16 protein-coding genes and 1 pseudogene are annotated in these 21,149 nt (G+C 54.9%); 10 read left to right on the top strand and 7 right to left on the bottom strand.

Translation table 11 applies throughout. The annotated features are described in order from the left end of the window. The first annotated feature begins 17 nt into the window (after positions 1 to 17). The 4 genes from GOW16_RS15355 to GOW16_RS15340 are packed head-to-tail and all read left to right on the top strand — an operon-like array spanning position 18 to position 4,871. Positions 18 to 554 (top strand): tripartite tricarboxylate transporter TctB family protein, encoded by a 537-nt coding sequence (locus GOW16_RS15355; RefSeq protein WP_170416523.1) that lies wholly within the window; start codon positions 18 to 20, stop codon positions 552 to 554. A gap of 10 nt (positions 555 to 564) precedes the next feature. Continuing rightward, complete coding sequence (locus GOW16_RS15350) at positions 565 to 2,097, top strand: tripartite tricarboxylate transporter permease (RefSeq protein ID WP_170416521.1); 1,533 nt, start codon at positions 565 to 567, stop codon at positions 2,095 to 2,097. A 7-nt stretch (positions 2,098 to 2,104) separates the two neighbouring features. Then, a complete protein-coding gene (locus tag GOW16_RS15345; protein WP_170416519.1) occupies positions 2,105 to 3,589 on the top strand; it encodes an aldehyde dehydrogenase family protein in 1,485 nt (494 codons plus the stop codon). Between the two features lie 28 nt (positions 3,590 to 3,617). Further along, positions 3,618 to 4,871: a Tm-1-like ATP-binding domain-containing protein gene (locus tag GOW16_RS15340; protein ID WP_170416517.1), complete on the top strand. Its 1,254-nt coding sequence runs from the start codon at positions 3,618 to 3,620 to the stop codon at positions 4,869 to 4,871. A gap of 99 nt (positions 4,872 to 4,970) precedes the next feature. On the opposite strand, the gene GOW16_RS15335 is transcribed toward GOW16_RS15340, so the two are convergent. From GOW16_RS15335 to GOW16_RS15325, 3 genes are read right to left on the bottom strand one after another with little or no spacing between them, the layout of a single operon-like run. Next, on the bottom strand, positions 4,971 to 6,173 hold the full coding sequence (locus GOW16_RS15335; RefSeq protein ID WP_170416515.1) for a saccharopine dehydrogenase family protein: 1,203 nt from the start codon (positions 6,171 to 6,173) through the stop codon (positions 4,971 to 4,973). Next, entirely contained in the window at positions 6,170 to 6,871 is a 702-nt protein-coding gene (locus GOW16_RS15330) for a DUF4166 domain-containing protein (protein ID WP_217354635.1), read from the bottom strand. The genes GOW16_RS15335 and GOW16_RS15330 overlap by 4 nt, the downstream gene beginning before the upstream one ends. Positions 6,872 to 6,913: 42 nt before the next feature. After that, positions 6,914 to 7,477: a GbsR/MarR family transcriptional regulator gene (locus GOW16_RS15325; protein WP_170416514.1), complete on the bottom strand. Its 564-nt coding sequence runs from the start codon at positions 7,475 to 7,477 to the stop codon at positions 6,914 to 6,916. Positions 7,478 to 7,669: 192 nt separating this feature from the next. On the opposite strand from GOW16_RS15325, the gene GOW16_RS15320 reads away from it, so the two are divergent. The 3 genes from GOW16_RS15320 to GOW16_RS22835 are packed head-to-tail and all read left to right on the top strand — an operon-like array spanning position 7,670 to position 10,012. Then, positions 7,670 to 9,070 (top strand): selenium-binding protein SBP56-related protein, encoded by a 1,401-nt coding sequence (locus GOW16_RS15320; RefSeq protein WP_170416512.1) that lies wholly within the window; start codon positions 7,670 to 7,672, stop codon positions 9,068 to 9,070. A 3-nt stretch (positions 9,071 to 9,073) separates the two neighbouring features. Further along, complete coding sequence (locus GOW16_RS15315) at positions 9,074 to 9,733, top strand: hypothetical protein (RefSeq protein ID WP_170416510.1); 660 nt, start codon at positions 9,074 to 9,076, stop codon at positions 9,731 to 9,733. A gap of 15 nt (positions 9,734 to 9,748) precedes the next feature. Then, positions 9,749 to 10,012, top strand: coding sequence for a hypothetical protein (locus tag GOW16_RS22835; RefSeq protein ID WP_254429802.1), 264 nt, complete (start codon positions 9,749 to 9,751; stop codon positions 10,010 to 10,012). 29 nt (positions 10,013 to 10,041) lie between these two features. Here GOW16_RS22835 and GOW16_RS23100 read toward each other — a convergent pair. From GOW16_RS23100 to GOW16_RS15300, 3 genes and pseudogenes are all read right to left on the bottom strand, one after another. Further along, positions 10,042 to 10,086: pseudogene (locus tag GOW16_RS23100) on the bottom strand (hypothetical protein); the annotation flags it as partial. Between the two features lie 264 nt (positions 10,087 to 10,350). After that, positions 10,351 to 14,946, bottom strand: a complete 4,596-nt coding sequence (locus tag GOW16_RS15305) for an autotransporter domain-containing protein (protein ID WP_170416506.1) — start codon at positions 14,944 to 14,946, stop codon at positions 10,351 to 10,353. 509 nt (positions 14,947 to 15,455) lie between these two features. Next, positions 15,456 to 16,349: a LysR family transcriptional regulator gene (locus GOW16_RS15300; RefSeq protein WP_170416504.1), complete on the bottom strand. Its 894-nt coding sequence runs from the start codon at positions 16,347 to 16,349 to the stop codon at positions 15,456 to 15,458. 334 nt (positions 16,350 to 16,683) lie between these two features. On the opposite strand from GOW16_RS15300, the gene GOW16_RS15295 reads away from it, so the two are divergent. The 3 genes from GOW16_RS15295 (at position 16,684) to GOW16_RS15285 (ending at position 20,129) form a co-directional block, all read left to right on the top strand. Continuing rightward, a complete protein-coding gene (locus GOW16_RS15295; RefSeq protein WP_170416502.1) occupies positions 16,684 to 17,520 on the top strand; it encodes a hypothetical protein in 837 nt (278 codons plus the stop codon). Then, positions 17,520 to 18,278 carry a sulfotransferase family protein gene (locus GOW16_RS15290; protein ID WP_254429801.1) on the top strand — a complete coding sequence of 253 codons (759 nt, stop codon included), beginning with the start codon at positions 17,520 to 17,522 and terminating at the stop codon, positions 18,276 to 18,278. The genes GOW16_RS15295 and GOW16_RS15290 overlap by 1 nt, the downstream gene beginning before the upstream one ends. Before the next feature lie 333 nt (positions 18,279 to 18,611). Then, on the top strand, positions 18,612 to 20,129 hold the full coding sequence (locus GOW16_RS15285) for an ABC-F family ATP-binding cassette domain-containing protein (protein ID WP_170416500.1): 1,518 nt from the start codon (positions 18,612 to 18,614) through the stop codon (positions 20,127 to 20,129). A gap of 28 nt (positions 20,130 to 20,157) precedes the next feature. On the opposite strand, the gene GOW16_RS15280 is transcribed toward GOW16_RS15285, so the two are convergent. Further along, positions 20,158 to 21,060 (bottom strand): Rossmann-like and DUF2520 domain-containing protein, encoded by a 903-nt coding sequence (locus tag GOW16_RS15280; RefSeq protein ID WP_438826272.1) that lies wholly within the window; start codon positions 21,058 to 21,060, stop codon positions 20,158 to 20,160. Positions 21,061 to 21,149 lie beyond the last annotated feature (89 nt).

Below are 21,149 nucleotides of genomic sequence, written 5' to 3'. Positions count from 1 at the left end.
CAGGTTGGGAGGATGCTATGATTGCTAAGACGTTACAGGACATGTTCAAAAGATATCGCCGGCCGGGTGATGTTGTTTTTGCGGTATTGTTCCTGGCCTTCGCAGTATTTCTACTGTCCCAACTTGGTGATCAGACCAAGGTCGTCAAACGAACCAAATGGTTCGCACAGCCCAGTCTGTGGCCCACCATCGCAGTCTGGAGCATGGTGGTGTTCGGCTTTCTGCACTGGCTTAGTTCGGCCTTGTCAGAGCGGATCAGCGGCCGCTGGGCCGAGGTCGGGTTCTGGGCTCGGTCGTTCGAATATGTCGCCTATTTCCTGATCTATGTACTGTTAGTTCCGCAGCTTGGCTACTTGCCGTCGACGATGCTGTTTGCAGTCTTCCTAACTCTTCGGGCTGGGTTTCGTGGATCGGGTGCTGTTGGCCTCGCTGCGCTGTTTGGCTTCGTAGTCACGATCGTGTTTCGCGGCTTTCTTCAAGTCAAAATCCCGGCCGGAGCTATCTATGAGTTCCTTCCAGATTCCGTGCGCGCTTTTGCGTTGACCTACCTGTAAGGAGGGCGTCATGGAAACGCTTCTGTCCGGAGTTGCTATCCTGCTGCAGTGGCAGGTCATCGTCGCCCTGCTGATCGGTTCGATCGGAGGTGTCATCATCGGTGCGCTGCCCGGCGTGGGTGCTGCGGTTGCCATCGCCATCCTGTTGCCTGCAACCTTCGCGTTCGAACCCATCGTGGGCCTAACCCTGTTGTTGGGCATCTACGGATCGTCCATGTATGGCGGTGCCATTCCCGCGATCCTGATCAACACACCCGGCACTGCCGTTAACGCACTGACCACGTATGACGGCTATCCGATGACGAAACGCGGGCAGGGCCACCGCGCCTTGTCGTTGGCCTATTCAGCCTCATTTTTCGGCGGAGTGTTCGCGATCCTTTGCTTGATGGTGCTGTCGCCGGTTCTGGCTCTTGTCGCGCCACATTTCGGTAGTCGAGAGATTTTCCTGGCCGCGCTATTGGGCATCGTTTTGGTCGTGCTGGCGCATCGAGGCCAGATCTTTGCCGCGGGTATGTTGGCTGCTTTCGGAGTCTTCCTGAATACCGTGGGGCTGGAACCCGTGAAATACACTCGCCGGTTCACCTTTGAACAAAGCTGGTTAGCTTCGGGCGTCGATCTTATCGTTGTCGTACTGGGTCTTTTTGCGATCAGCCAGGCGTTCCTGCTGCTGCTGGAAAAGAACCATGCGCCGGGCAATGCCCATGTAAGCGGCAACCTCTTTGCTGGTCTGAAAGAACTTTTGGGCGTGAAACGCGTCGCCGCCGTCTCCTCCAGCATCGGTGTTGTCATGGGAATGGTGCCAGGCACGGGAGAGTTTACATCGCAATTCCTGTCTTACACGTATGCCCAGAAGACATCGAAAGACCCCGAAAAGTTCGGTGATGGTTCACCCGAGGGCCTTGTGGCGTCCGAGGCTGCAAACAACGCTGTTCCCGGTGCTGCCATGATCCCGCTGTTGGCTTTGGGCATTCCGGGTGAGGCGCTGACGGCGATGATGCTTTCGGTATTTTATGTCCACAACGTGATTCCCGGTCCTCAGCTGTTCGAAAACCAGATGGATTTCGTTTTAGCCCTGTATATGGCGCTGATCCTGCTTAACGTGATTGTTCTGGTGTTCCTGCTGTTTTCAACGAATTTGCTGCTGAAGATTATTCAGATCCCGACCCGGTTCCTTGGTGTCATGATCCTGATTCTGGCCTTCGTGGGGGTCTATAGCCTGCGTAATTCGATCACCGATTGCGCCATTGCAGCCGGATTCGGGGTCTTTGGGCTGATCCTTAAGCGGCTAGACCTGCCGATTGTGCCGATCATTCTAGGCATGGTGCTGGGCGGGATCATGGAAACAAAGTTGCGCAGCGCCATGGCACGGGTCAAGTCGCCGCTCGACTTCATCGATCGCCCCATCGCGGCCATCCTGTTCAGCCTGATTGTGCTGATCGTGATCCTGCATTTACGCACGCTTTACTCTGAATTCAAGAACAAGCTCAGACCGGAACCAAGTTTGCCACCGGTGGATTCCGATCATCCGAACCAGCAAGGATAAGTGACCCATGGACCAACTAGCCATCGACGCGCTGCGCGGCCAGCCCTTGGTTGCCCGCAGCCATTTGATTGACGGGTGTCATCACGCCGCCGCTGAAGGCGGGCTTTTGGATGTTATGTCTCCAATCGACGGTCAGATCCTGACTCAAATAGCCGAGGGGACTCCTGCGGATATGGAGCGGGCGATTGCGGCAGCGCGCACCGCTTTCGAGGACGGTCGCTGGTCGCGCACCGCGCCGGCCGCGCGCAAAAAGGTGTTGTTGAAACTGGCGGATCTGATCGAAAAACACGCTTTGGAATTGGCCGTTTTGGGCGTGCGGGACAATGGAACCGAGATCAACATGGCCATGAAGGCCGAGCCGATGTCGGCGGCAGGTACGTTGCGCTATTACGGCGAAGCCATCGACAAGATCTATGGTCAGATCGCGCCGACAGCGGAAAACGTGCTAGGCCTTGTGCATCACGCTCCGGTAGGCGTCGTGGGGGTGATTGTACCCTGGAATATGCCGATGATGATCGGGGCTTGGAAAATCGCTCCGGCGTTGGCCGCAGGAAACTCAGTCGTGCTGAAACCCGCGGAATCGGCTTCTCTGACCCTTCTGCGGTTGGCGGAACTGGCGCTTGAGGCAGGTGTGCCGGATGGTGTTCTGAACGTTGTTACCGGCAAGGGAAGTGTGGTTGGCGAGACGCTGGCACTTTCGATGGATGTAGACGTCATGGTTTTCACCGGGTCCGGTGTGACGGGTCGGCGGCTATTGGAATACTCGGCGCGCTCGAACCTGAAACGCTGTTATCTGGAACTGGGCGGCAAATCCCCCAATATTGTGTTCAATGACGCCCCCGATCTCGGGCGGGCTGCCAAGGTCTCTGCCGCAGGTATTTTCCGGAATTCAGGTCAGATTTGCGTCGCGGGATCGCGCTTGCTGGTGCAGGAGGACATTCACGAAGACTTCGTTGCTGAGATTGTCAAACACGCTCAGGCCTTCCGTGTCGGCAATCCGCTGGACCTGAGCAGCCAGATCGGTGCGGTGCATTCGCTGCCGGAACTCGAAAGCAATCTTGAATTCGTCAACAAGGCTGAAGCAGAGGGTGCCGAGCTTCGCGCCGGTGGCAATCGTATTTTGACCGAAACCGGAGGCTACTATATGGCGCCTACCGTTATGAACGGGGTCAAACCGACCGATAACCTATTTCGCAATGAGGTGTTCGGCCCGGTTCTCGCCGTCACGTCCTTCAAAGATGAGGACGAAGCTCTGCGCCTGGCCAATGATAGTATTTATGGGCTGGCCGCAGGTGTGTGGACTTCCAACCTGAGCCGCGCGCATCGCATGGTGGCGGGCATCCGTTCGGGCGTTGTTCACGTCAATACTTATGGCGGCGCGGACGGCACAGTGCCTTTGGGCGGAGTAAAGCAGTCGGGCAATGGTCACGACAAGTCACTGCACGCAATGGAGAAGTACTTCGATCTGAAAACGGCCTGGATTCAGCTGTAAGACAAAGACCTTGGAGGAGAAGATAACCATGGGCAAAAAAACGATTTTGCTGATCGGCACGTATGACACCAAAGACCCCGAGATGCGGTACATCGAAGAGTGCATCAAGGCGCAGGGTGGCGATGTGCTGACCATGGATGTCTCGGTTCTTGGGGATCCGACCACGCCCACGGGCATTTCCAAACATGATGTTGCTGCGGCCGGTGGTATGACCATAGATGAGGTGATCGCGCTCGGTGACGAAAACAAAGCATTTCGCGTGATGTCACGCGGCGCAGCAGCGGTTGTGGCGCAGGTCTACGCCGAAGGCAGGTTTGACGCGATGCTGGCAACCGGTGGCACGATGGGTACTGATCTGGCGCTGGATTGCGCGCAGGCTTTGCCGATGGGTGTGCCGAAGTACATCGTCTCGACCGTCAGTTTCTCACCGTTGATCCCACCGCATCGTTTGGCACCGGATATTCAGATGATCCTGTGGGCAGGCGGGCTTTATGGTATGAACTCGGTTTGCCGTTCATCGCTGAGCCAGGCTGCAGGCGCTGTGTTGGGCGCTGCCCGGGCCGTTCAGCGCCCCCTGCGTGATCGCCCGATGATCGGAATGACCTCGTTGGGTTCATCCTGTCTGCGATACATGAAAACTCTGAAACCTGCGTTGGAAGAACGGGGTTACGAAGTGGCTGTTTTTCATTCAACGGGCATGGGCGGCATGGCCTTCGAGAAACTTGCGGGTGAGGGTGCGTTCTGCTGTGTAATGGATTTCTGCATGCAAGAATTCGCCAACATGCTGGCAGGATCGTTGGTGTCCTCGGGGCAGGACCGGTTGACCAATGCCGGGCGTGCGGGTGTCCCACAGATGGTGGCACCGGGGGCGCTGGACCTTTTGGATTTTGCCGGTTGGCAAGAAATCCCCGATCAATATGCAGACCGCCCTTTCCATGAACATAACCGCCTGATCAAAAGCGCGGTGTTCAACGCCGAAGAGCGCAGAGCTACGATCCGGGAAATGGCAGACCGTCTGTCGGCGTCCACCGCTCCGGCACATTTTTTTCTGCCGCTTGAGGGCATTGAAGAATGGGACCGGATCGGAGGCGATGCCTACGATGCCGAGGCGCGCGAGGCCATGATAGACGAGGCTCGCAAGATCATGCCGACCGTAACTCCGGTGACTGAAGTTGCAGCTCATATCAACGACGTGGCGTTCGTTGACGCAGTGCTGAGTCAGTTCGACACGTGGGTTTCAGAAGGCGTCGTTGAAAAAGGCAGTGCGCTCGACGCGGTTTGACCGCGGCAGGCAGGGTGTTTCGATTGGAGTATCACTCGTCAACACCCGATTGCGTGGTTACCACTTTTCGCAGGCGGTGATTTCCTCTGAGGGTTGCGCCTATCCGCGCTTCGCGTAAATCCTGCGCGATGTCGACGATTTGTCGTCAAAGCGCAGCATTGGCGGCAAAGCCGATGTGATTGAAGTTTGCGCACCGCCCATTGGGTCAGCTGCACCTTGTTCAAACAGTTCGATGACCTCGGTATGGATTTCCAGATCCGCCATTGCGTTTTCGATCAAGGTCCTTGGAAGCTCTGCCAGGCAAGGTCGTGCGCCCGCATTGATGTTTTTGTGTTCTCGCAGGATTGCGCGACACATGACCCCAGGCACGAAGGGGCCGCATCCCCTTTCAGCGATCAGAGTCCACTTGCGGGTTACGCGTTGGCCGTTGAGATCTCCTGAAACACGTACTTGCATGCCACCACGGTCGCTCCCGAAGGGATAGAGCGCTTTGGAAAGAAGGTAGAGCGCGGAATATGCCGTTTCGGGCAACTCGAAGCGCCAATACTGCCTCGCTCTGGCCAAAAAATCTAAGGCCCAGTTCATCACCGGAAGTTCTAGGCCCGCGCGAAACATGACGCTATTTGCGCCCGTCCTGCCCGGAAGAAGCGCGATGTCGGGAACGTTAACGCTGTATCCAATGCGCATCATATCCGGCTCCAGTTCATACGCCTTGCGATCCGTCCAGCCGATGGCGGTCTGCCAGGTGCTTTCGCGCCACACTTGATACGGCCTTCCAACGCCGCTCAAGATACTCTTGATAACGGATATACCGCGCGGCGCGCGATTGCCGGGCAGGATTGCGATGTCGATCAGGTCGACTTCTTCCAGATCCTCGATCAAGTCATCAACGATACTGGAGGACAGACCAGGCACGCTGGATGCACCAGAAAGTGCGAAAACACCTGCAGCCGTTGCTTCGGTGTTCAAGCCGTTGATGCCTTTTGTGAATGTGGCACTGTCCGACAGATCAAGGTAGTTGCAGCCATGGGCAATACATAGCCTTGGGACTCGATATGGGTCGTCGCCATAATGTTGGAACGGTCCCGCAGCATCGATAACAACGTCCGGCTTAACGTCAAACAGCGCCTCTGGAGCATTGTGGATGTCCAACTTCAGCGTCCGCGCTCCGAGTTCTTGAGCCGCAGTCCGGCCTTTTTCAGGGTGTCGCCCGGCCAGCCAAAGTTGGTGCCCATCGCGTGCCAGCAATTGGGCTGTCAGGGATCCGAAAACTCCGTATCCGCCTATAATCACAACCTTCATGACGGGATGTTCCTGACAATCTCGGCATCGTGGAAAATTGCGTCCTGCCAGATCAGCTCACCAAAAACCGGATGTTCCAGTTCCATGGTGAAACGAAACTGCCCGCCCCCGAGTTCCTCGTGGCCGACAATCAACCCTCCTGGGCAGATCCACCGCGGCAAAGGCAGCCGTCGTTGTCCCAGTTTCAGGAAATACCGTTCGCTGACAAAATATAGGCCAGTCCTTGTGCTTTCGAGCCGCAGCGAGATGCCAATTCCGAACCCGATGTACTCTTCCAATCCAGTAGGCCCGGCAAAGCGTTTAGAGCTGCCAACCATCTGCGGAAACCCGGCGGCCCGGCCATATTGCCGAATCCAGAACTGCCCACCTGTTGCCGCATCTTCGGTGACGGTGACCACTGCGGATCGACCGACAGAGGTGCGATCAAACGGCAGCGGAGCACCTAAGACCCGCAGCGCAAAGGCCAGCGCGCGCCCAATGGGGTTCATCCGCATCTGGGTCACACGACCTTGATAGGCGAGGCTTGCATCACCCAACAGCCGCTTGCTGAACCGGCGTTGGATTGCCTTGGGAAGACGGTCCCATGCCTCGGCCCCCAGAAGGGTTTTGAACCGATCATCCCAATCGTTTGCCGCATCGGATAGCGTTTGTGCTGGCTTCATGCCGGGCGGGGTAACTTTTTCTTTGTTCGCGCGCATTCTGTTATTTCCGTTGATAGAGAAATAGAGAGATAAAATTTTTTAGCGGCTCTTTTTGCCTCCGGCGAAGTTGAGCAGAGAAACGACTTTCGTTCCCATTTTCATCAGCATCACCAGCTTTGGGCGCGGCACTGTCAGCATGTCGCGGAACCATGTGTCGGCCGTTGCCAGGAAGTCTTGCATATCTTGCATCCGCTGCAACGCCGTCGGGTCCAACCCGCTTTCGGTTTCGGCCTGGGTCACGCAGGCCCGCAAGGCTTGTGCCGCCGGATCAATCTCGCGCTCTTTGCGCCCTTGGGCGATACGGATCCCCATTTCCCAGACATCCACTTCGGCCTCATAGTGTTCGCGACGATCCCCTGGAACAGGCACCCGACGAATGAGCCGCCAACTCACAAGTTCTTTGAGTGAGTTGGACACGTTGGACCGCGCAATGCCTAACGACTCGGCGATCTGTTCGGCATTGAGAGGTTTAGAGCTGAGATAGAGCAGCGCGTGAATCTGCGCGACTGAGCGGTTGACACCCCATTGATTGCCCATATCACCCCAATAGAGAATGAACTGGCTTGCTGCGCTAGATTTCGTTATGTCAAAAATTTCTGTCATGACAGAAATATGAGATAAACTCAGGGGAAAATCAAGAACAATTTGGGTCTGCAGCACGTACTCACTTGTGACCGCACCTAACTCGGGCTGACGGATGATTTAAAAAAACTTGAATATATGCCATTCTCCAATCTGGGCAAAAACTGATCAACACGTTTTGAATTGTCGCCTGCGGCCTGGGAGGAGCCTGTTATGAACTTGAGACCAGATCCAACGTTTCATGCAACACCAAAACTTGCCATGGAGGCTCCGCCGGAAACGCTTGCCTTTACATTAATGCTAAGCCCGGACGGGTCAGAACCCGATGGTCTGGCGGTTGTGGATGTTGATCCGAATTCAAAAACTTACAGCCAGATTGTCCATAAGCTCATTATGCCCAACAAGGGAGACGAGTTTCATCATTTTGGTTGGAACGCTTGTTCTTCCGCTCTTTCACCGTTGACCGGGCATGCATTTCTGGAGCGCAGGTATCTCATCGTACCTGGTATCCGGTCCTCGCGTATCTATGTGATCGATGTAAAAGAACCGCTGAAGGCAAAAATCCACAAAATCATCGAACCGGAAGAAGTGTTTGCCAAGACGGGGTACTCACGGCCCCACACAATCCACTGCGGCCCCGAGGGAATTTATGTCTCAACGCTTGGTGGCGGCGGTGCGGACGGGACAGACGGTCCTCCGGGTATCTTCATTATGGATTGCGAAACCTTTGATATTCTCGGCCGCTACGAGATGGATCGGGGGGAGCAAGACAAACACTATGATTTCTGGTGGAACCTTCCGCGCGACTATATGGTCAGTTCGGAATGGGGGCTGCCTCCGCAATTCGAAAACGGGATCGTGGCCGAGGATTTGCTGTCCAACAAATACGGTCACAAAATTCATTTCTGGAACCTGCGCGAACGCCGCAATGTTCAAACTATTGATTTGGGCGAAAACCATCAGATGGCCTTGGAAATCCGGCCCGCTCATGATCCATCAAAGGATTACGGCTTTTGCGGTGTCGTTGTTGATACAACAAATCTGCAAGGTGCAATATTCACATGGTGGCAAAAGGACGACGGAACCTTCGAAGCGAAGAAGACGATCACGATTGATCCGCGACCAGAGAAAGCCGAGAACCTCCCGCCGCTGTTGCAAGGCTTCGAAGCAGTGCCGCCACTGGTTACCGACATCGATTTGAGCTTGGATGACAAGTACCTGTATGTCGCCTGCTGGGGTCAGGGGGAAATGCACCAATACGACGTATCCGATCCAATGAACCCCAAACTGACCGGGAAGGTAGAGCTGGGCGGGATTGCCAGAGGTGCAAAACACCCCAACGGAAAAGGTTTCGCCTACGGCCCGCAAATGGTCGAGATTAGCCGGGACGGCAAGAGGGTTTACTGGACCAACTCGCTGTACTCGACTTGGGACGATCAGTTTTACCCCGATGACGCAGGCGGGCAGATGGTCATGGCCAACGTTGGGGAAAATGGTGGATTGGAACTGGACAAAGACTTCTATGTCGAGTTTCCAAAGGGTTATCGAAGCCACCAGATCCGCCTAGAAGGTGGCGACTGTTCAACCGATAGTTTCTGCTATCCGTCCGTCTGACGCGTGGACGGAATAGACACGACAACAGCCCTGTGGTGGGCTGTAGTCGCCTCTGGCATATACCACGGGATCAATCCGGGCATGGGTTGGCCCTTGGCAGTGTCTGCCGCATTAATGGACAAGAATCGCAACAGCCTGTTAAAAGCGCTGATTGCGTTGGCCGCCGGGCACCTTCTTGCGATGGCGGCCATTCTTTTTCCCTTTACCGCGCTTCTTTTTCTCGTTGAGTGGCAGCGCGAAATCCAGATTGGGGCTGCGTGCCTTGTGATTGGGCTTGGCGTCTACCTTTTGTTCAACCGCCGCCATCCTCGGTTTCTTGCGCGTGTTCCGCCATCTCGACTTGCGTTGTGGTCGTTTCTGGCTGCGATGGCACATGGCGCAGGCTTGATGCTGGTGCCCATTTACCTTGGCATATGCCAGACGATTGAAACCAATTCAGGTCACGCGGCTGCTTCTGATTTGATGACTGGCCACGCCCAAATCGCTGTTGCTGTTGCATTGGCCCACACTCTGGCGATGACTGTTTCTGGCGGTTCGCTTGCCTTTGGGGTTTACCATTGGCTGGGTCTGCGGTTTCTCTCCAAGAGCTGGTTCAATTTGGATCTGGTCTGGGCGCTAAGCCTGATCCTTGTGGGTTTGATTTCGCTGCTGTTCGTTCACTGAGCAAAACGGAAGGATGTGACGCAAACCCTTGCAGCAACGCAATCACAGATGAGCGATGCGGTGATCCTCAATCGTGATGATGCCATGTACGTCTTTGGTCAGAAAAACGCGACTGGGCAAAACCGCTCGGACAGGGTTTTCTTTTATAAGTCGATCCAACCTGGTTCGTCTGTTCCAGAAATAAAAAACCAAAGCTTGCCACTGGAAAGGCGGGGAAATTGCAGTATTGAAAGTTCTTTGCAAACGACCTCGTCCTGCATTGCCATACCGTTCAGATAACAATGGTTTTCGGACAGAATTGAAGAGTCGAAATTGGCCTGCCAGGCAGGTTCGAATGCGCGAGTATCAGACACTTCGGCGATGCGGTTGTAGCGGGTGTTTCCGAACTACTCATTCCCATCTCTGCCAACCCCCACATCGTGTGCATCAAGATGGCCCGTCATATGGGTTGTGCGTGGAACAAAGCATTCGGTGAATTGTTCGTCCATCACCTGAGCTGAACGCAGGATTTTTCGCATTCTGTGCGTTATGTTTGTTGGCGGACGGCGCAAATGTTACGGCAAGGGAAAGTGTCCTTCCCCTTGCCGCATACCTTTTCGTTTGAACAGCTCATTCGTTTAGAATTTGATGCTGCCTTTGACAAACGCGCTGTTGATGCGCGTGCTGTCCGAGAAACGGCCCTGGTAGCCGATCTGAACGGCCCTGTCGCCTTTGGCAAAAAAGGTCACGCCTGCTTCGACGTCGGCGAACAGTTTGTCGGACGCTGCCGAGTTGGTGAAATCTGGCCCATCACCGAGCCGGGCTGTCACGGAAGTGTCCGCATTGTTGAAATAGGTCGCCCCGATTTTTCCGTATGCACGCAGCGCAAGTGTATCGCTGATCTGACGATCCCGACCGAACTCCAGCGCCGGGCTGAGCGAGAAATAGGTCTCGCTGTTGCTGTCGACGGTCAGTGCAGTTGCTGACGTCCCGGATTCCGTGAAACCGTTGCGCTTCACACGTGTAAGGTTCGCATCCACCATAGGTTTGAGGTACCCGGCGCTGTATTCAATCAAGTACGCGGCCCGCAATTGTGCCGACAGATAATCGACGTCGTAATTTGAGGTATTTGATGCGTTGAGGCCGCCGAAAGTGACGGCGCGTGTCGTGTCGAAGTCGCCCGAACCGCCCGAGATCGCCCCAGACAAAACAAGCCGTCCCAATGTGTGTTTCAGGCTCAGACCAACTGAATAGGAGTCGAAGTCACTGTTAACGCCGGATGTTGAGGCGACATTGCCGGATTCGTATGCCAATGCAAACCCGGCAAACCAGTCAGGCCGGAACTCAAGCTGACCACCAATGCTGATACCGTGGGTGCGGCTATCGAAACCCACAGAGTCTGACGTGCTATCCTGATCAAACTGGCGGGTCTGAGGGCGTGCCCAGATGCAGCTGCCTTCCGAGATGGCGGCGTATTCCACGCCGGTCACCTGGCAAGAAAACAGCTGATTTGTGAAGCTCTGGGCGTTCAGCAATGCGTTCGTTTCACTGCTCAGAATTCCTTCTGCACCGAGCTGATCGTACGCCTGTTTCAGTTCCACCGCGCTGGACACATCATTAAGCAAGGCACCGGTTACCGGAGCAATGCTCTCGTCCTCGTCTTCAAAGGCCGCATTAATTGCATTGGCGGTGCTGCGCTGGTTGGCGTTCAGCCCGGCACCAGGGGCGGCGAAATTTACGTTGGTCGCCAGGACCACGTCATTTGCATTGGGAAACTGCAGCTCAGCCTGCAGGATTGGGCTGAGTGTAAATCCATTCAGTGTCACGCCCTCATTTGTCGTGCCGCCCGCGGCAGACAAAATCGTGAATTGCTGAGTGCGGTTCGATCCGCTCAATACGTTGACGTCAACAGTGCCGTTAAGGGCAGCGGTTTCTGAAACGTTCAGACGGTCCGAGGCACCTGTATCAAGGTTAAGGTCGACAGCGAAGCGGCCACTTTCGCTTTGTACCAGCCGGCCTGTCACGCTCGTGGTGGCGATCGTTCCCCGCCCTCCCGGAGATAGCATCCCGTCATTTGTCAGAGTGTTTCCTGCGCCCAGGTTTACAACGTCACCAGCGTTGAAGGAGCCGCCTGCCTGGTTGTTGAAAGCATTTGTACCTTCGCCCAGCGTAATGGCGCCGTTGGCTGTTGTGGTCAGTGTTCCGAAATTGTTGATTGTGGTGTTTCCTGCGCCTCCGATCACAGCAGATCCACCCAGCGAGGAAAGGACAACCTCACCCGTCGTGTTTACAATATTCGTCGCGCCCGAAGCCGAGAAAAAGCGTACGGCCGAACTTTCCCCTGAACCACCTTGGACAGTTGCACCAGAGATAGAGACAGTGGACGTATCAGTAGCCGAACCAGTTACGCGGATACCGTCGGCGCTTTCACCCTCTGCTGTAATCCTGTTGCTGACGCGGATCGCAGTGTCGCCGCTGCCGGAGTTTAAGGCCTCAATCCCGCTTGCCTGATCGCCGCGGGTCGCGATTTCACCCGTGGACACGACGTCGATACTACCGGCGCTGAAGTTCCGGACTTCGATCCCAGAGGCACCTGAACCCCCGGTCGAGATATTCGACATCGACGAGACCGAGATATTGCTGATCTGCGCGGTACTTGATCCTACAGCAAAAATTCCATCTGCCTGTGCACCTTCTGTACGAATGGTGTTCGACGTCGTAACTTCGATATCTCCCAGACCATTGCGCAATGCAAAAATCCCGCGAGCTTCGATCCCGGTGGTTTCAATCTGACCTGTGTTGCGAATTGAAACGTTCCCGGTACCCAATTCCTTGGCCGCCCCGATTGCGATGGCTAACCTTCCCGCAGTGGTGATTGTTCCAGTAGACTGGATCGTCAGGTCACCTTCGCCGTCAAAATTCGTCCCGGCAATGCCACTTGCCCTGTCTGCCTGTGTGACAATATCGCTGCCCGAAGTGATTGCCGTACTACCACCGCCGACGTGAAAAGCAACGACCCCGGTCGAAGCTTCGCCCCTTGTCGAGATATTCCCGCTGGTGTTGATCTCAACGCGGCCAGCTCCCGAGTCACTGATAAGAATTCCTATGGCGTCGTTCCCAGTTGTCGCGATGTTCCCGGTCGCAACGACAGCAACACTACTGTCGTCGACTGCGTTAAACGTTGTGACATCGATGCCGCGCGCCTGATTGCCCTGCGTTTCGATGTTTGCCGCCGCTTCAACGGAAATGTTCCCGACCGCTTGTGTTTGCCGGGTCAGAATCCCGCTGCCAATTGTGCCCGAGGTTCTGATTTCACCCACCGCCCGGATCGTGGTATCACCGGAGCCCCCTTGTTGTTGGACGCGAATCCCGTTTGCGGATGCCCCTGATGTCGAAATTACTCCGGTCGAGTTGATTGTCGTGTTGCCGCCATTCCGATTGAGGGCAGTAAGACCGTGGGACGTGTCACCAGTGGTTTGGATGTTGCCTGTTGTTTCGATCGAAACATCACCCATACCACCGATTTTCGTCACATTGATGCCGCTGGCGGAAGTTGATTGAGTTTCGAGATTCCCTTCCGAGGCGACCGATGCGTTGCCTTCACCATTGGCTCTGATTTCGATCGCATCTGCGCCTCCGCTGCGGGTGGTGATATCCCCGGTCGAGGTCACCGCTACAGCACCGCTGCCTTCTTCGTTGACGAGGATCCCGTCGGAGTCCACGCCTTGTGTGGTGATGTTCCCCACCGATATGACTTGCACATTCGTGCGCGATGTCGCGGTATCCGTGTTCGCGAAGATACCGGCAGACGTATCGCCGGTAGTGTTGATATTGCCGGTCGAGGAGATGCTGATATCTCCGTCGGCATCCCCCAAATTCTCTGCACGGATCGCATGTGCTTCTGAGCCGGCTGTCGACAGGTTACCGGTTGAGTTAACTTCGATTGCCCCGAGTTCACTTTGGACAGCACGAATGCCGCTCGCAAGGTCTTGCTGGGTTGTGACATTCCCTTGCGAGGTAATCAAAATATTACCGACAGCACCCGGGTTGAGCTGGGCATCGATGCCTGTTCCTGCAGCCACGATGTTGCCGGTTTGGGTGATGTCGATGTTGCCGTCCCCATCGGAGCGAAACACGACAATACCCCTGGCCCGTTCTGACGTAACATCACCTGTGGATTGAAGGGTGACATTGTCACCGTTGGACAGAACAAAAATTGTCTCAGCGCGCGAACTCAGGTTGCCATTGTTTGCAATCTCGACATTGCCCGTGCCATTTAGATTGACGTTCAGAGCGTGATTGATTGCATCAATGTCGCCATTGGTATTTATCCTAACATTGCCATCAACGTTGCTGTCGCCAGAAACATTGGTTTCTATTCCGCTTCCTCTTGCGCTGATGTCTCCCGTCGATGAGATCGTAATATTGCCAGCCGCGTCAGCTTCGATTCCGTTATCATTCGCACGTATTGTCCCAGTCGAAGTGATGGAGATGCTGCCGTCTTCGGTGGTGCCATCCAATCCGTCATTTGAATTGGCCGTAACATCGCCTGTTGATTCAATGACGATGTCTCCAGTTCCATCGACATCCACCTCAATACCGTCCTGATTGGTAGTGATATTGCCCGTGGACCTTACGGTGACATCGCCATCTCCATCGACGTCGATCCTTATGGCTTCTTCACCCATACCGGTCTGGGTTGACAGATTTCCGACCGAGTCGACAGTTACATTCCCATCCTCGACATCAATGTCGATCGCTTCGTCTTGCATGGATGTGACATCACCCATTGACGTCAACGTCACATCACCGACGTCGGTCCTAAGTCTAATACCGTCCCCAATCGCGTTGACATCACCATTAGAAGAAACGTTGATATTTCCGTTGGGACCCTGATGATCCACCATAATCCCGCGGGTCCCATTGCCAGACGTAATGATCCCGCCCGACCCGGTTGTATCCGCGTTCAGTGTAAGATCCCCGGCTTCGGAAACAAAAGAAATACCCTCAACTCCGGTTGCCGGGGCAATTCCCTCTGCGTCAACATTGTTCACATTCAATGTCTCAACAGGTTCTGCGACCGCAACTCCAGCTTGCAGGTCTCCGCTGCAGCTGACGGTCGTTCCGCTGGTGGTGCACTGCGGGTCGCCAGGAACGACCTGAGCTTGGACGTCAGTTGGCATCGCCAGTGAAGCGACACCGGCGGCTGAACCGATCAGCGCTGAAGTGATCATTTTTCTGCCATTTTTGACAGTTTTATGGTTGAGTGCGATCGAGCGGCGACGCGCTTTGCGGTTTTCAATCATTATTTGTCCACTTTTTTGCCTGTTGGTCAGTCTTGTCCGGATCTGACCTGATCCATGACACCTGTTGCCAACCGGTGATTGGCGTCGTTCAGGCGTCTTCCGTGTTGACGTTTTTTATAAGTCTATCCGAGAAGGAAACCGGCTGACTTACATTCGCCAATGAAATTGGCGCTATCCAAGCGGTTCAGACGCTTTCCGCGCTGTCTGTCCTGCTTTGGTGACTTTTCTATTAGCAACCATTCTTTACTCATACCCATCCCAAACACTCTCACGCTACGAGGTCGACATTGAGCCTGCCATTTGCCGCCCAAAACCAACCTCAGTTACCACCCCAGTTTCCTTTTTTGTTCGAAGATTGCTTATCGGACGCCACAGCTTAATGTTCAATATTTCAGCGTGTATGGTTTCGATACGCATTGGCTATTGTTTTTGACAAACTAAAGCATGGCAGGTGAACGGTAGGACCCGTTCTTCCGCAGAACCTTGGCAAAGGCCGCTCCGGCCGGAGAATGCTGTCGACCTGACACTGCAAGCACGGACGTCAGGCAACTGAAGTCTAAATCCTCAACGGGTAATGAACGAACCTCGGGCGGGCAAGGTGTTCCAGCGGGTAGGAAGGCAACCCCGAGATCGGCACGCAGAAAGCTCATGGTATCGCATCTTGACGTCATGGTGTGGATCCTTCCCGGAGAAACGCCCACTTCATGAAGCAGCGTAAGCAGCTTTTTGTCATTGTCGCTGAATGGCTCCAGCAGAAGCGCTTCGTCCTCCAACATGTCGAGGGTGAAACGGTTCAAGTCAGAAATCCGGTTCCCGGCAGACACAAATGCAGCTACCGGCTCCTCAAACATGTTTAGTGTTTCGAAACGTTCCCAAAGTCCGTCGCAGCCCGTCGCAACAGCAAAGTCAAGATCACCATACTCTAGCGCTGAAAACACGGCGTCGCGGTCATCGCGCATGATGGTCAGTTCCGTTGCCGGAATACCTGACACAAGCTTCTGGATGGCCGCTACTATCCGGTCCACTTCGACTGCGCGCGTCATACCGATACGAATTGATGCCCGGTCACCCTGAGAAAAATCTTCGGCGAGGCGCATTGCTTGCAAAGCACCCTCATAACATTTTCGGAGTACCGGATACATCATCTGCCCCAATTCAGTCAGATGTGTCCGCGCGCGCTCTCTCCGAAACAGATCACCGCCAAGCTGTTCCTCAAGGCGCTTTATTCCACGAGTCAGCGAGGGTTGCGAAACCTCGCACTTCTCGGCCGCTTTGGTGAAGTTGAATGTTTCACAAACTGCTAGATAGTATTTGACCTGATTCAGTTCCATTTGTTCCTTGAATTCGCTGCACGCCTGCCTCTTCTAAGCACTAGGCGACGCCAAAATGTGCCTCAACCCCAGGACATTTGAGCTTACAACAACGTGAATAAACCGTGAGCAGTGGGTATATCTTATCGCCCAATAGTAAGCGCGCTTGCAAAAACTTGGTTTTCCACCCGCTGCAGGCTTTGCACCGCACCTTGAAGGTTGAGCGAGGGAAGGGCGCGTTTCCTTCTGGACAAATAAAAAGGTACGGAGACAGACACGAAAAAACAATCGATTGCCCGGTCAACCAAAGGCATAGTCAGCAAGAGAGAACATCTAAACCGAGATGAGGAGAGCGATGGACGCTTATACCAAGCCTGCTCACTGGTCAGAGCCCAGAAACAAGCTGTTCCCACATCAGGTCGGGTTCACCTGCCCACCACATGACTTTGATGCCGCCCCGTCGGACTTTCTGCGTATGGCCCCGCGCAGCGTCGGCGTACATGGTCGTATGTTGCACGTCCCTGACTATGCTCACCGACTGGATCAGAGAAAGAAGAACTTTGGCCTTCTGGAAGAATTTATTGAATGTATGGCGAACAATGGGGCCGATGTTTGCGGGCAGGTCGGTTCGAACTGGGTTCATGCCAGCGACATGGGCGTCGAGGGCATTCGTCAGCATTGCGAAATGCTGAGCGAGAAGTACCAAACCCCATTTCATATGGCGGGTTATGCAATGGTCGAGGCTTTGCGTGATCGAAATGTGGAAAGAGTGGCCCTAAATGCGTGCTATCATCGGAACAGCTGGTATCAGGGTACAGTTGGATTCCTGAAAGAAGCTGGATTTGATGTGGTCTGGGCCGGAAACTTTTTCGATCAGGGTTGGTTCGATAGCCAGGAAGCCGTCGATGACTGCATCTGGTGTTTTGACGAGGACCTGATCTGGAAGTCTTTTGATTACACCGCTGACAAAGCCCCCAATGTTGATGCCTATCTGATCAATGGGATGAGCAATTTCCGCCGCGCCTCGGACGGGATTGCGCAACGGCCTGTGCACTATGAAGTCGAACTTGAGGAACGGCTTGGCGCACCTGTGATTGGCCACGATACTGCGCTGTACTGGCGGATCTTTAAGTCTCTTGGTCTTGCCCCGGAGACGCAACAAGGCAGCTTGCTGTCTTCATTGAAAGGCTGATGACATTGCACAAGATCATTGCCCTTTGGGCTATTCCGCGTTCGACCTCGACGGCCTTTGAATGGATGATGCGCCAACGTGGCGATCTGGATTGCTTGCACGAACCGTTTGGCGAAGCGTGGTATCAGGGAGAAGACCCATTGTGGCCCCGTTTCAGAGAAGGTGAAAAAACCACACCGGGCCTGACATTGGAAAGTGTTTGGGAGGGCATTAAGGCCCGCGCGGAACAAGGTCCGGTGTTCATCAAGGACTTTCCACATTACATCAATCACATGTGGGACGCCGAGTTCCTGTCTCATTTCACCCATGCCTTCCTGATCCGTGACCCGGCCAAGACGATCACGTCCATGTACAACAAATGGCCCGAGTTCGATGAGCTCGAGGTTGGCTTTCCCGAGCAGCGCGCGCTTTTCGATCTGCTCCACGCACTGAACGGTTCAACCCCGCCCGTGATCGACAGCGATGATTTGCTGGAGAACCTACACGCTGTGACGCGCCGCTTTTGCGATGCGATCGGCATACCTTTCATCGAAAAAGCGCTGAGTTGGGAGGCAGGCGGCGATCCGTCCGCACACAGCTGGTGGGATGGCGGGTCGTTCCACGCCAATCTGGCCAAGTCCACCGGGTTAGTTCCGCAAAAGCGGAAATACGTGGATCTTGAAGATACGCCCGAGCGTGTGCGCCGCGTCCATCGGCGGATGAAGCCGCACTACGACCACCTACACAAAAAACGTCTGCGTATACCCGAATCAGTCTAAAGCACCCACTTAACGACCTAGCCGGGCGTAAAGTCAGCTGAAGCGACTCTTAGTCAGAATCGCCGAGACGCTCTGACAGGTTTTGGAGATTTGGTGTTGGAACTGTGCAAGGTCCTGCAGGCTTGCCAAAAACCACTGTCTTCCCTAGTTTGGCGTGAAGGTCACATTCAACAACGGGAGGGCACGAGCTGAACATGCGTATCATCCGCCGACTTCAGCATGGTCCCCGTTTTGCCCTGCAGATCCGTTTGCAGGGCTGACCCGAGAGTATCCTTATCGACGGTCTGCCCATAGCCGCATAGCGGCCAAATTCTTTGTGACCCGAGATATCCAATGACAATCATCAATATCAATGCTTTGGGCATGACCCTTGGCGAACCGCTGTTCTCTGACCTCGACCTGACAGTCTCGAAAGGTGACAGAATAGGCCTTGTTGCCGCAAATGGGCGCGGGAAGTCCACATTGCTGGCCTGCCTCGCAAGAGAACTTGAACAGACCTCAGGTGAAATCACATACGCCCGCGGTTTACGAACCGGGTACGTCAAGCAATATGTCCCGCCCGAGGTACTTTCCGTTACGCTTTTCGATTGGGTTCTGACCGCTCTTCCGCCCGAACAAGCAGACTATGAAAGCTGGAGGGTGGATGTGGTTCTGGATGAGCTCAAAGTCCCTTACGAATTGCAGCACAAACCCCTTGAGGAGCTTAGCGGAGGATGGCGGCGGACGGCGATGTTGGCGGCCGTTTGGGTGACAGAGCCGGATCTTTTGCTACTGGATGAACCAACGAACCACCTTGATCTCAACCGTATCGCTTTGCTTGAAGGGTGGCTGGCAGGGTTGTCTCGTGAGGTGCCCGTTATTATCACCTCGCATGATCGGGCATTTCTTGAAGCCACAACAAACCGTACCCTGTTCCTGCGGCCCGAGAACTCTCGGGTGTTTCAGTTGCCTTTCACCGCAGCTCGGGCAGCGTTGGATGAGGCGGACGCGGCTGACGAACGACGTCAGGCAAATGACCTAAACAAAGCCCGGCAATTGCGCCGCCAAGCTGCCAAGCTGAAGAATGTCGGGATCAATTCTGGCTCTGACCTTCTGTTGACCAAAACCAAGCAGCTGACAGAACGCGCTGACAAACTCGAAGCCGCTGCCAGACCTGTTCATCAAGAACGTTCGGCGGGTGATATCACGTTGGGTAACAGCGGCACGCATGCCAAAGCCCTGATCACACTGGACGAATTGACTGTCAAAACGCCTGACGGGCGGCCGCTGTACAACACCGGTCAAAAATGGATCGCACGTGGTGAGCGCATCGTTGTGCTTGGCAAAAACGGAACTGGGAAAACGCAGCTGATCAAAGCCGTGCAGCGGGCCTTGGACGGCACCCAGGATGGCGTGAAATGTGCGCCTTCGGTGGTGCCAGCCTATTCGGATCAGCATTTAAGTCAGCTGATTGCAACCGACACGCCGTTGATTGCCGTCACGGCAGAGGTAGACATCGGGGATCAACGCGCCCGCAGTCTGCTGGCGGGCGCGGGTATCAATATCCAAATGCAGGATACTCGGATCGAGGCGCTGTCCGGTGGCCAAAAAGCCCGGCTGGCAATGTTGATCCTGCGGCTCCGAAACCCCAACTTTTATCTGTTGGACGAGCCGACAAACCATTTGGATATCGAAGGCCAAGAGGCACTGGAGGCCGAATTGATCACCCACGGTGCGTCTTGTTTGCTGGTCAGCCATGACCGGAGTTTTCTGCGAAATGTTGGTAACCGGTTCTGGTGGATAAACGGTCGCAGGCTTGAAGAAGTGTACAGCCCAGACGAGTTTCTGCAAAGCGAAATGAGGTACGACTAACCTTTGACCGGTCAACCTATTCCTCTTGCTATCTGTTGGCGGTGCTGGTTGAACCGGTCTTCTTCAAAGACACGGCCATGTCGCTTAAGGCGCGATAGACTTCTCCAGCGAGAGGATGCCAGTTGGCCACGTCGCCCCCCTGAGAGGTGACGACCCGTTGGTCACCCCGCGCCGCCGGACCGGTCAATGCCTGCTGCGGTCCTAGTGCAACCACATTTTCCGCAGTGCTTTCAAGAAGCTGCGCATTCAACAATGGGACAACATCGCCTGCAACTCCGGCTTCGACCCAGGCTTCACGCGCGAGGGCTTGCAGTACCACGGCAAAATTGTTCGAGATCACGGCTGCAGCGTGGTAAAGGCTTTTTCCATCAGAGCGGATCGAAAAACACTTCGCCCCCAGTCGCTCCAGCAACGGTTGGAGGGCTTTCAATGCATCAGCGTCACCTTCAAGGCCGCACAAGGCTCCCTTGAACTGACTTGCCGCCGTGTCAGGGTCCGCGAAGGACAGAACCGGATGCACACTGGCCAAACGCCAGCCTAAATTGCGCAGCGCAGCCATCTCATCGGCCGGGAAAAACCCACTACAGTGAAAGGCGATGGGATTTTGATCTGTCGCAGTCTGCGTCGCGGCAAGTTCCGAGGCAATGATTGAGATTTGCGTGTCGGGTACCGCAACAACCCAAAGGTCGGCTGACCGCATATCTGACAGGTCGGATACAACGCGACCTGCCCCGGCACGTTGAACGGCTTTTTCTGCCGAGCTGCGACTTGCGCTTAGGATATCCTGAATTTGGCAGTCTGCCAAAGTACTGAGAAGACTCAGAAGTGTCTGACCGACCCGGCCCGCTCCGATCAGGTTAATTTTGATCCTGTCCATTCTCGAGGCCTCTGATTTCTGGCTTTGCCGACTATGCCTGCGGTTCACTTCCATTGCAAAGATCCAGACCCGCCTGCAAGGTAGGTGGCTTGTTCGGTTCGGACGCAAGCATCGATCCGATACAAAACCCTGTTGGGAGTCCC

Source organism: Ruegeria atlantica (genome assembly GCF_013033965.1).
GTDB classification, from domain to species: domain Bacteria; phylum Pseudomonadota; class Alphaproteobacteria; order Rhodobacterales; family Rhodobacteraceae; genus Ruegeria; species Ruegeria atlantica_D.
This window is presented reverse-complemented; position numbering and strand designations above follow the sequence as displayed.

Excerpts from the sequence above, each read along its gene's own strand:
- GOW16_RS15285 (WP_170416500.1), top strand. The coding sequence starts at position 18,612 with ATGACAATCATCAATATCAATGCTTTGGGCATGACCCTTGGCGAACCG.
- GOW16_RS15300 (WP_170416504.1), bottom strand. The coding sequence starts at position 16,349 with ATGGAACTGAATCAGGTCAAATACTATCTAGCAGTTTGTGAAACATTC.
- GOW16_RS15355 (WP_170416523.1), top strand. The coding sequence starts at position 18 with ATGATTGCTAAGACGTTACAGGACATGTTCAAAAGATATCGCCGGCCG.
- GOW16_RS15350 (WP_170416521.1), top strand. The coding sequence starts at position 565 with ATGGAAACGCTTCTGTCCGGAGTTGCTATCCTGCTGCAGTGGCAGGTC.
- GOW16_RS15325 (WP_170416514.1), bottom strand. The coding sequence starts at position 7,477 with ATGACAGAAATTTTTGACATAACGAAATCTAGCGCAGCAAGCCAGTTC.
- GOW16_RS15290 (WP_254429801.1), top strand. The coding sequence starts at position 17,520 with ATGACATTGCACAAGATCATTGCCCTTTGGGCTATTCCGCGTTCGACC.
- GOW16_RS15305 (WP_170416506.1), bottom strand. The coding sequence starts at position 14,946 with ATGATCACTTCAGCGCTGATCGGTTCAGCCGCCGGTGTCGCTTCACTG.
- GOW16_RS15340 (WP_170416517.1), top strand. The coding sequence starts at position 3,618 with ATGGGCAAAAAAACGATTTTGCTGATCGGCACGTATGACACCAAAGAC.
- GOW16_RS15280 (WP_438826272.1), bottom strand. The coding sequence starts at position 21,060 with ATGGAAGTGAACCGCAGGCATAGTCGGCAAAGCCAGAAATCAGAGGCC.
- GOW16_RS15320 (WP_170416512.1), top strand. The coding sequence starts at position 7,670 with ATGAACTTGAGACCAGATCCAACGTTTCATGCAACACCAAAACTTGCC.
- GOW16_RS15295 (WP_170416502.1), top strand. The coding sequence starts at position 16,684 with ATGGACGCTTATACCAAGCCTGCTCACTGGTCAGAGCCCAGAAACAAG.
- GOW16_RS15335 (WP_170416515.1), bottom strand. The coding sequence starts at position 6,173 with ATGAAGGTTGTGATTATAGGCGGATACGGAGTTTTCGGATCCCTGACA.
- GOW16_RS15345 (WP_170416519.1), top strand. The coding sequence starts at position 2,105 with ATGGACCAACTAGCCATCGACGCGCTGCGCGGCCAGCCCTTGGTTGCC.
- GOW16_RS15330 (WP_217354635.1), bottom strand. The coding sequence starts at position 6,871 with ATGCGCGCGAACAAAGAAAAAGTTACCCCGCCCGGCATGAAGCCAGCA.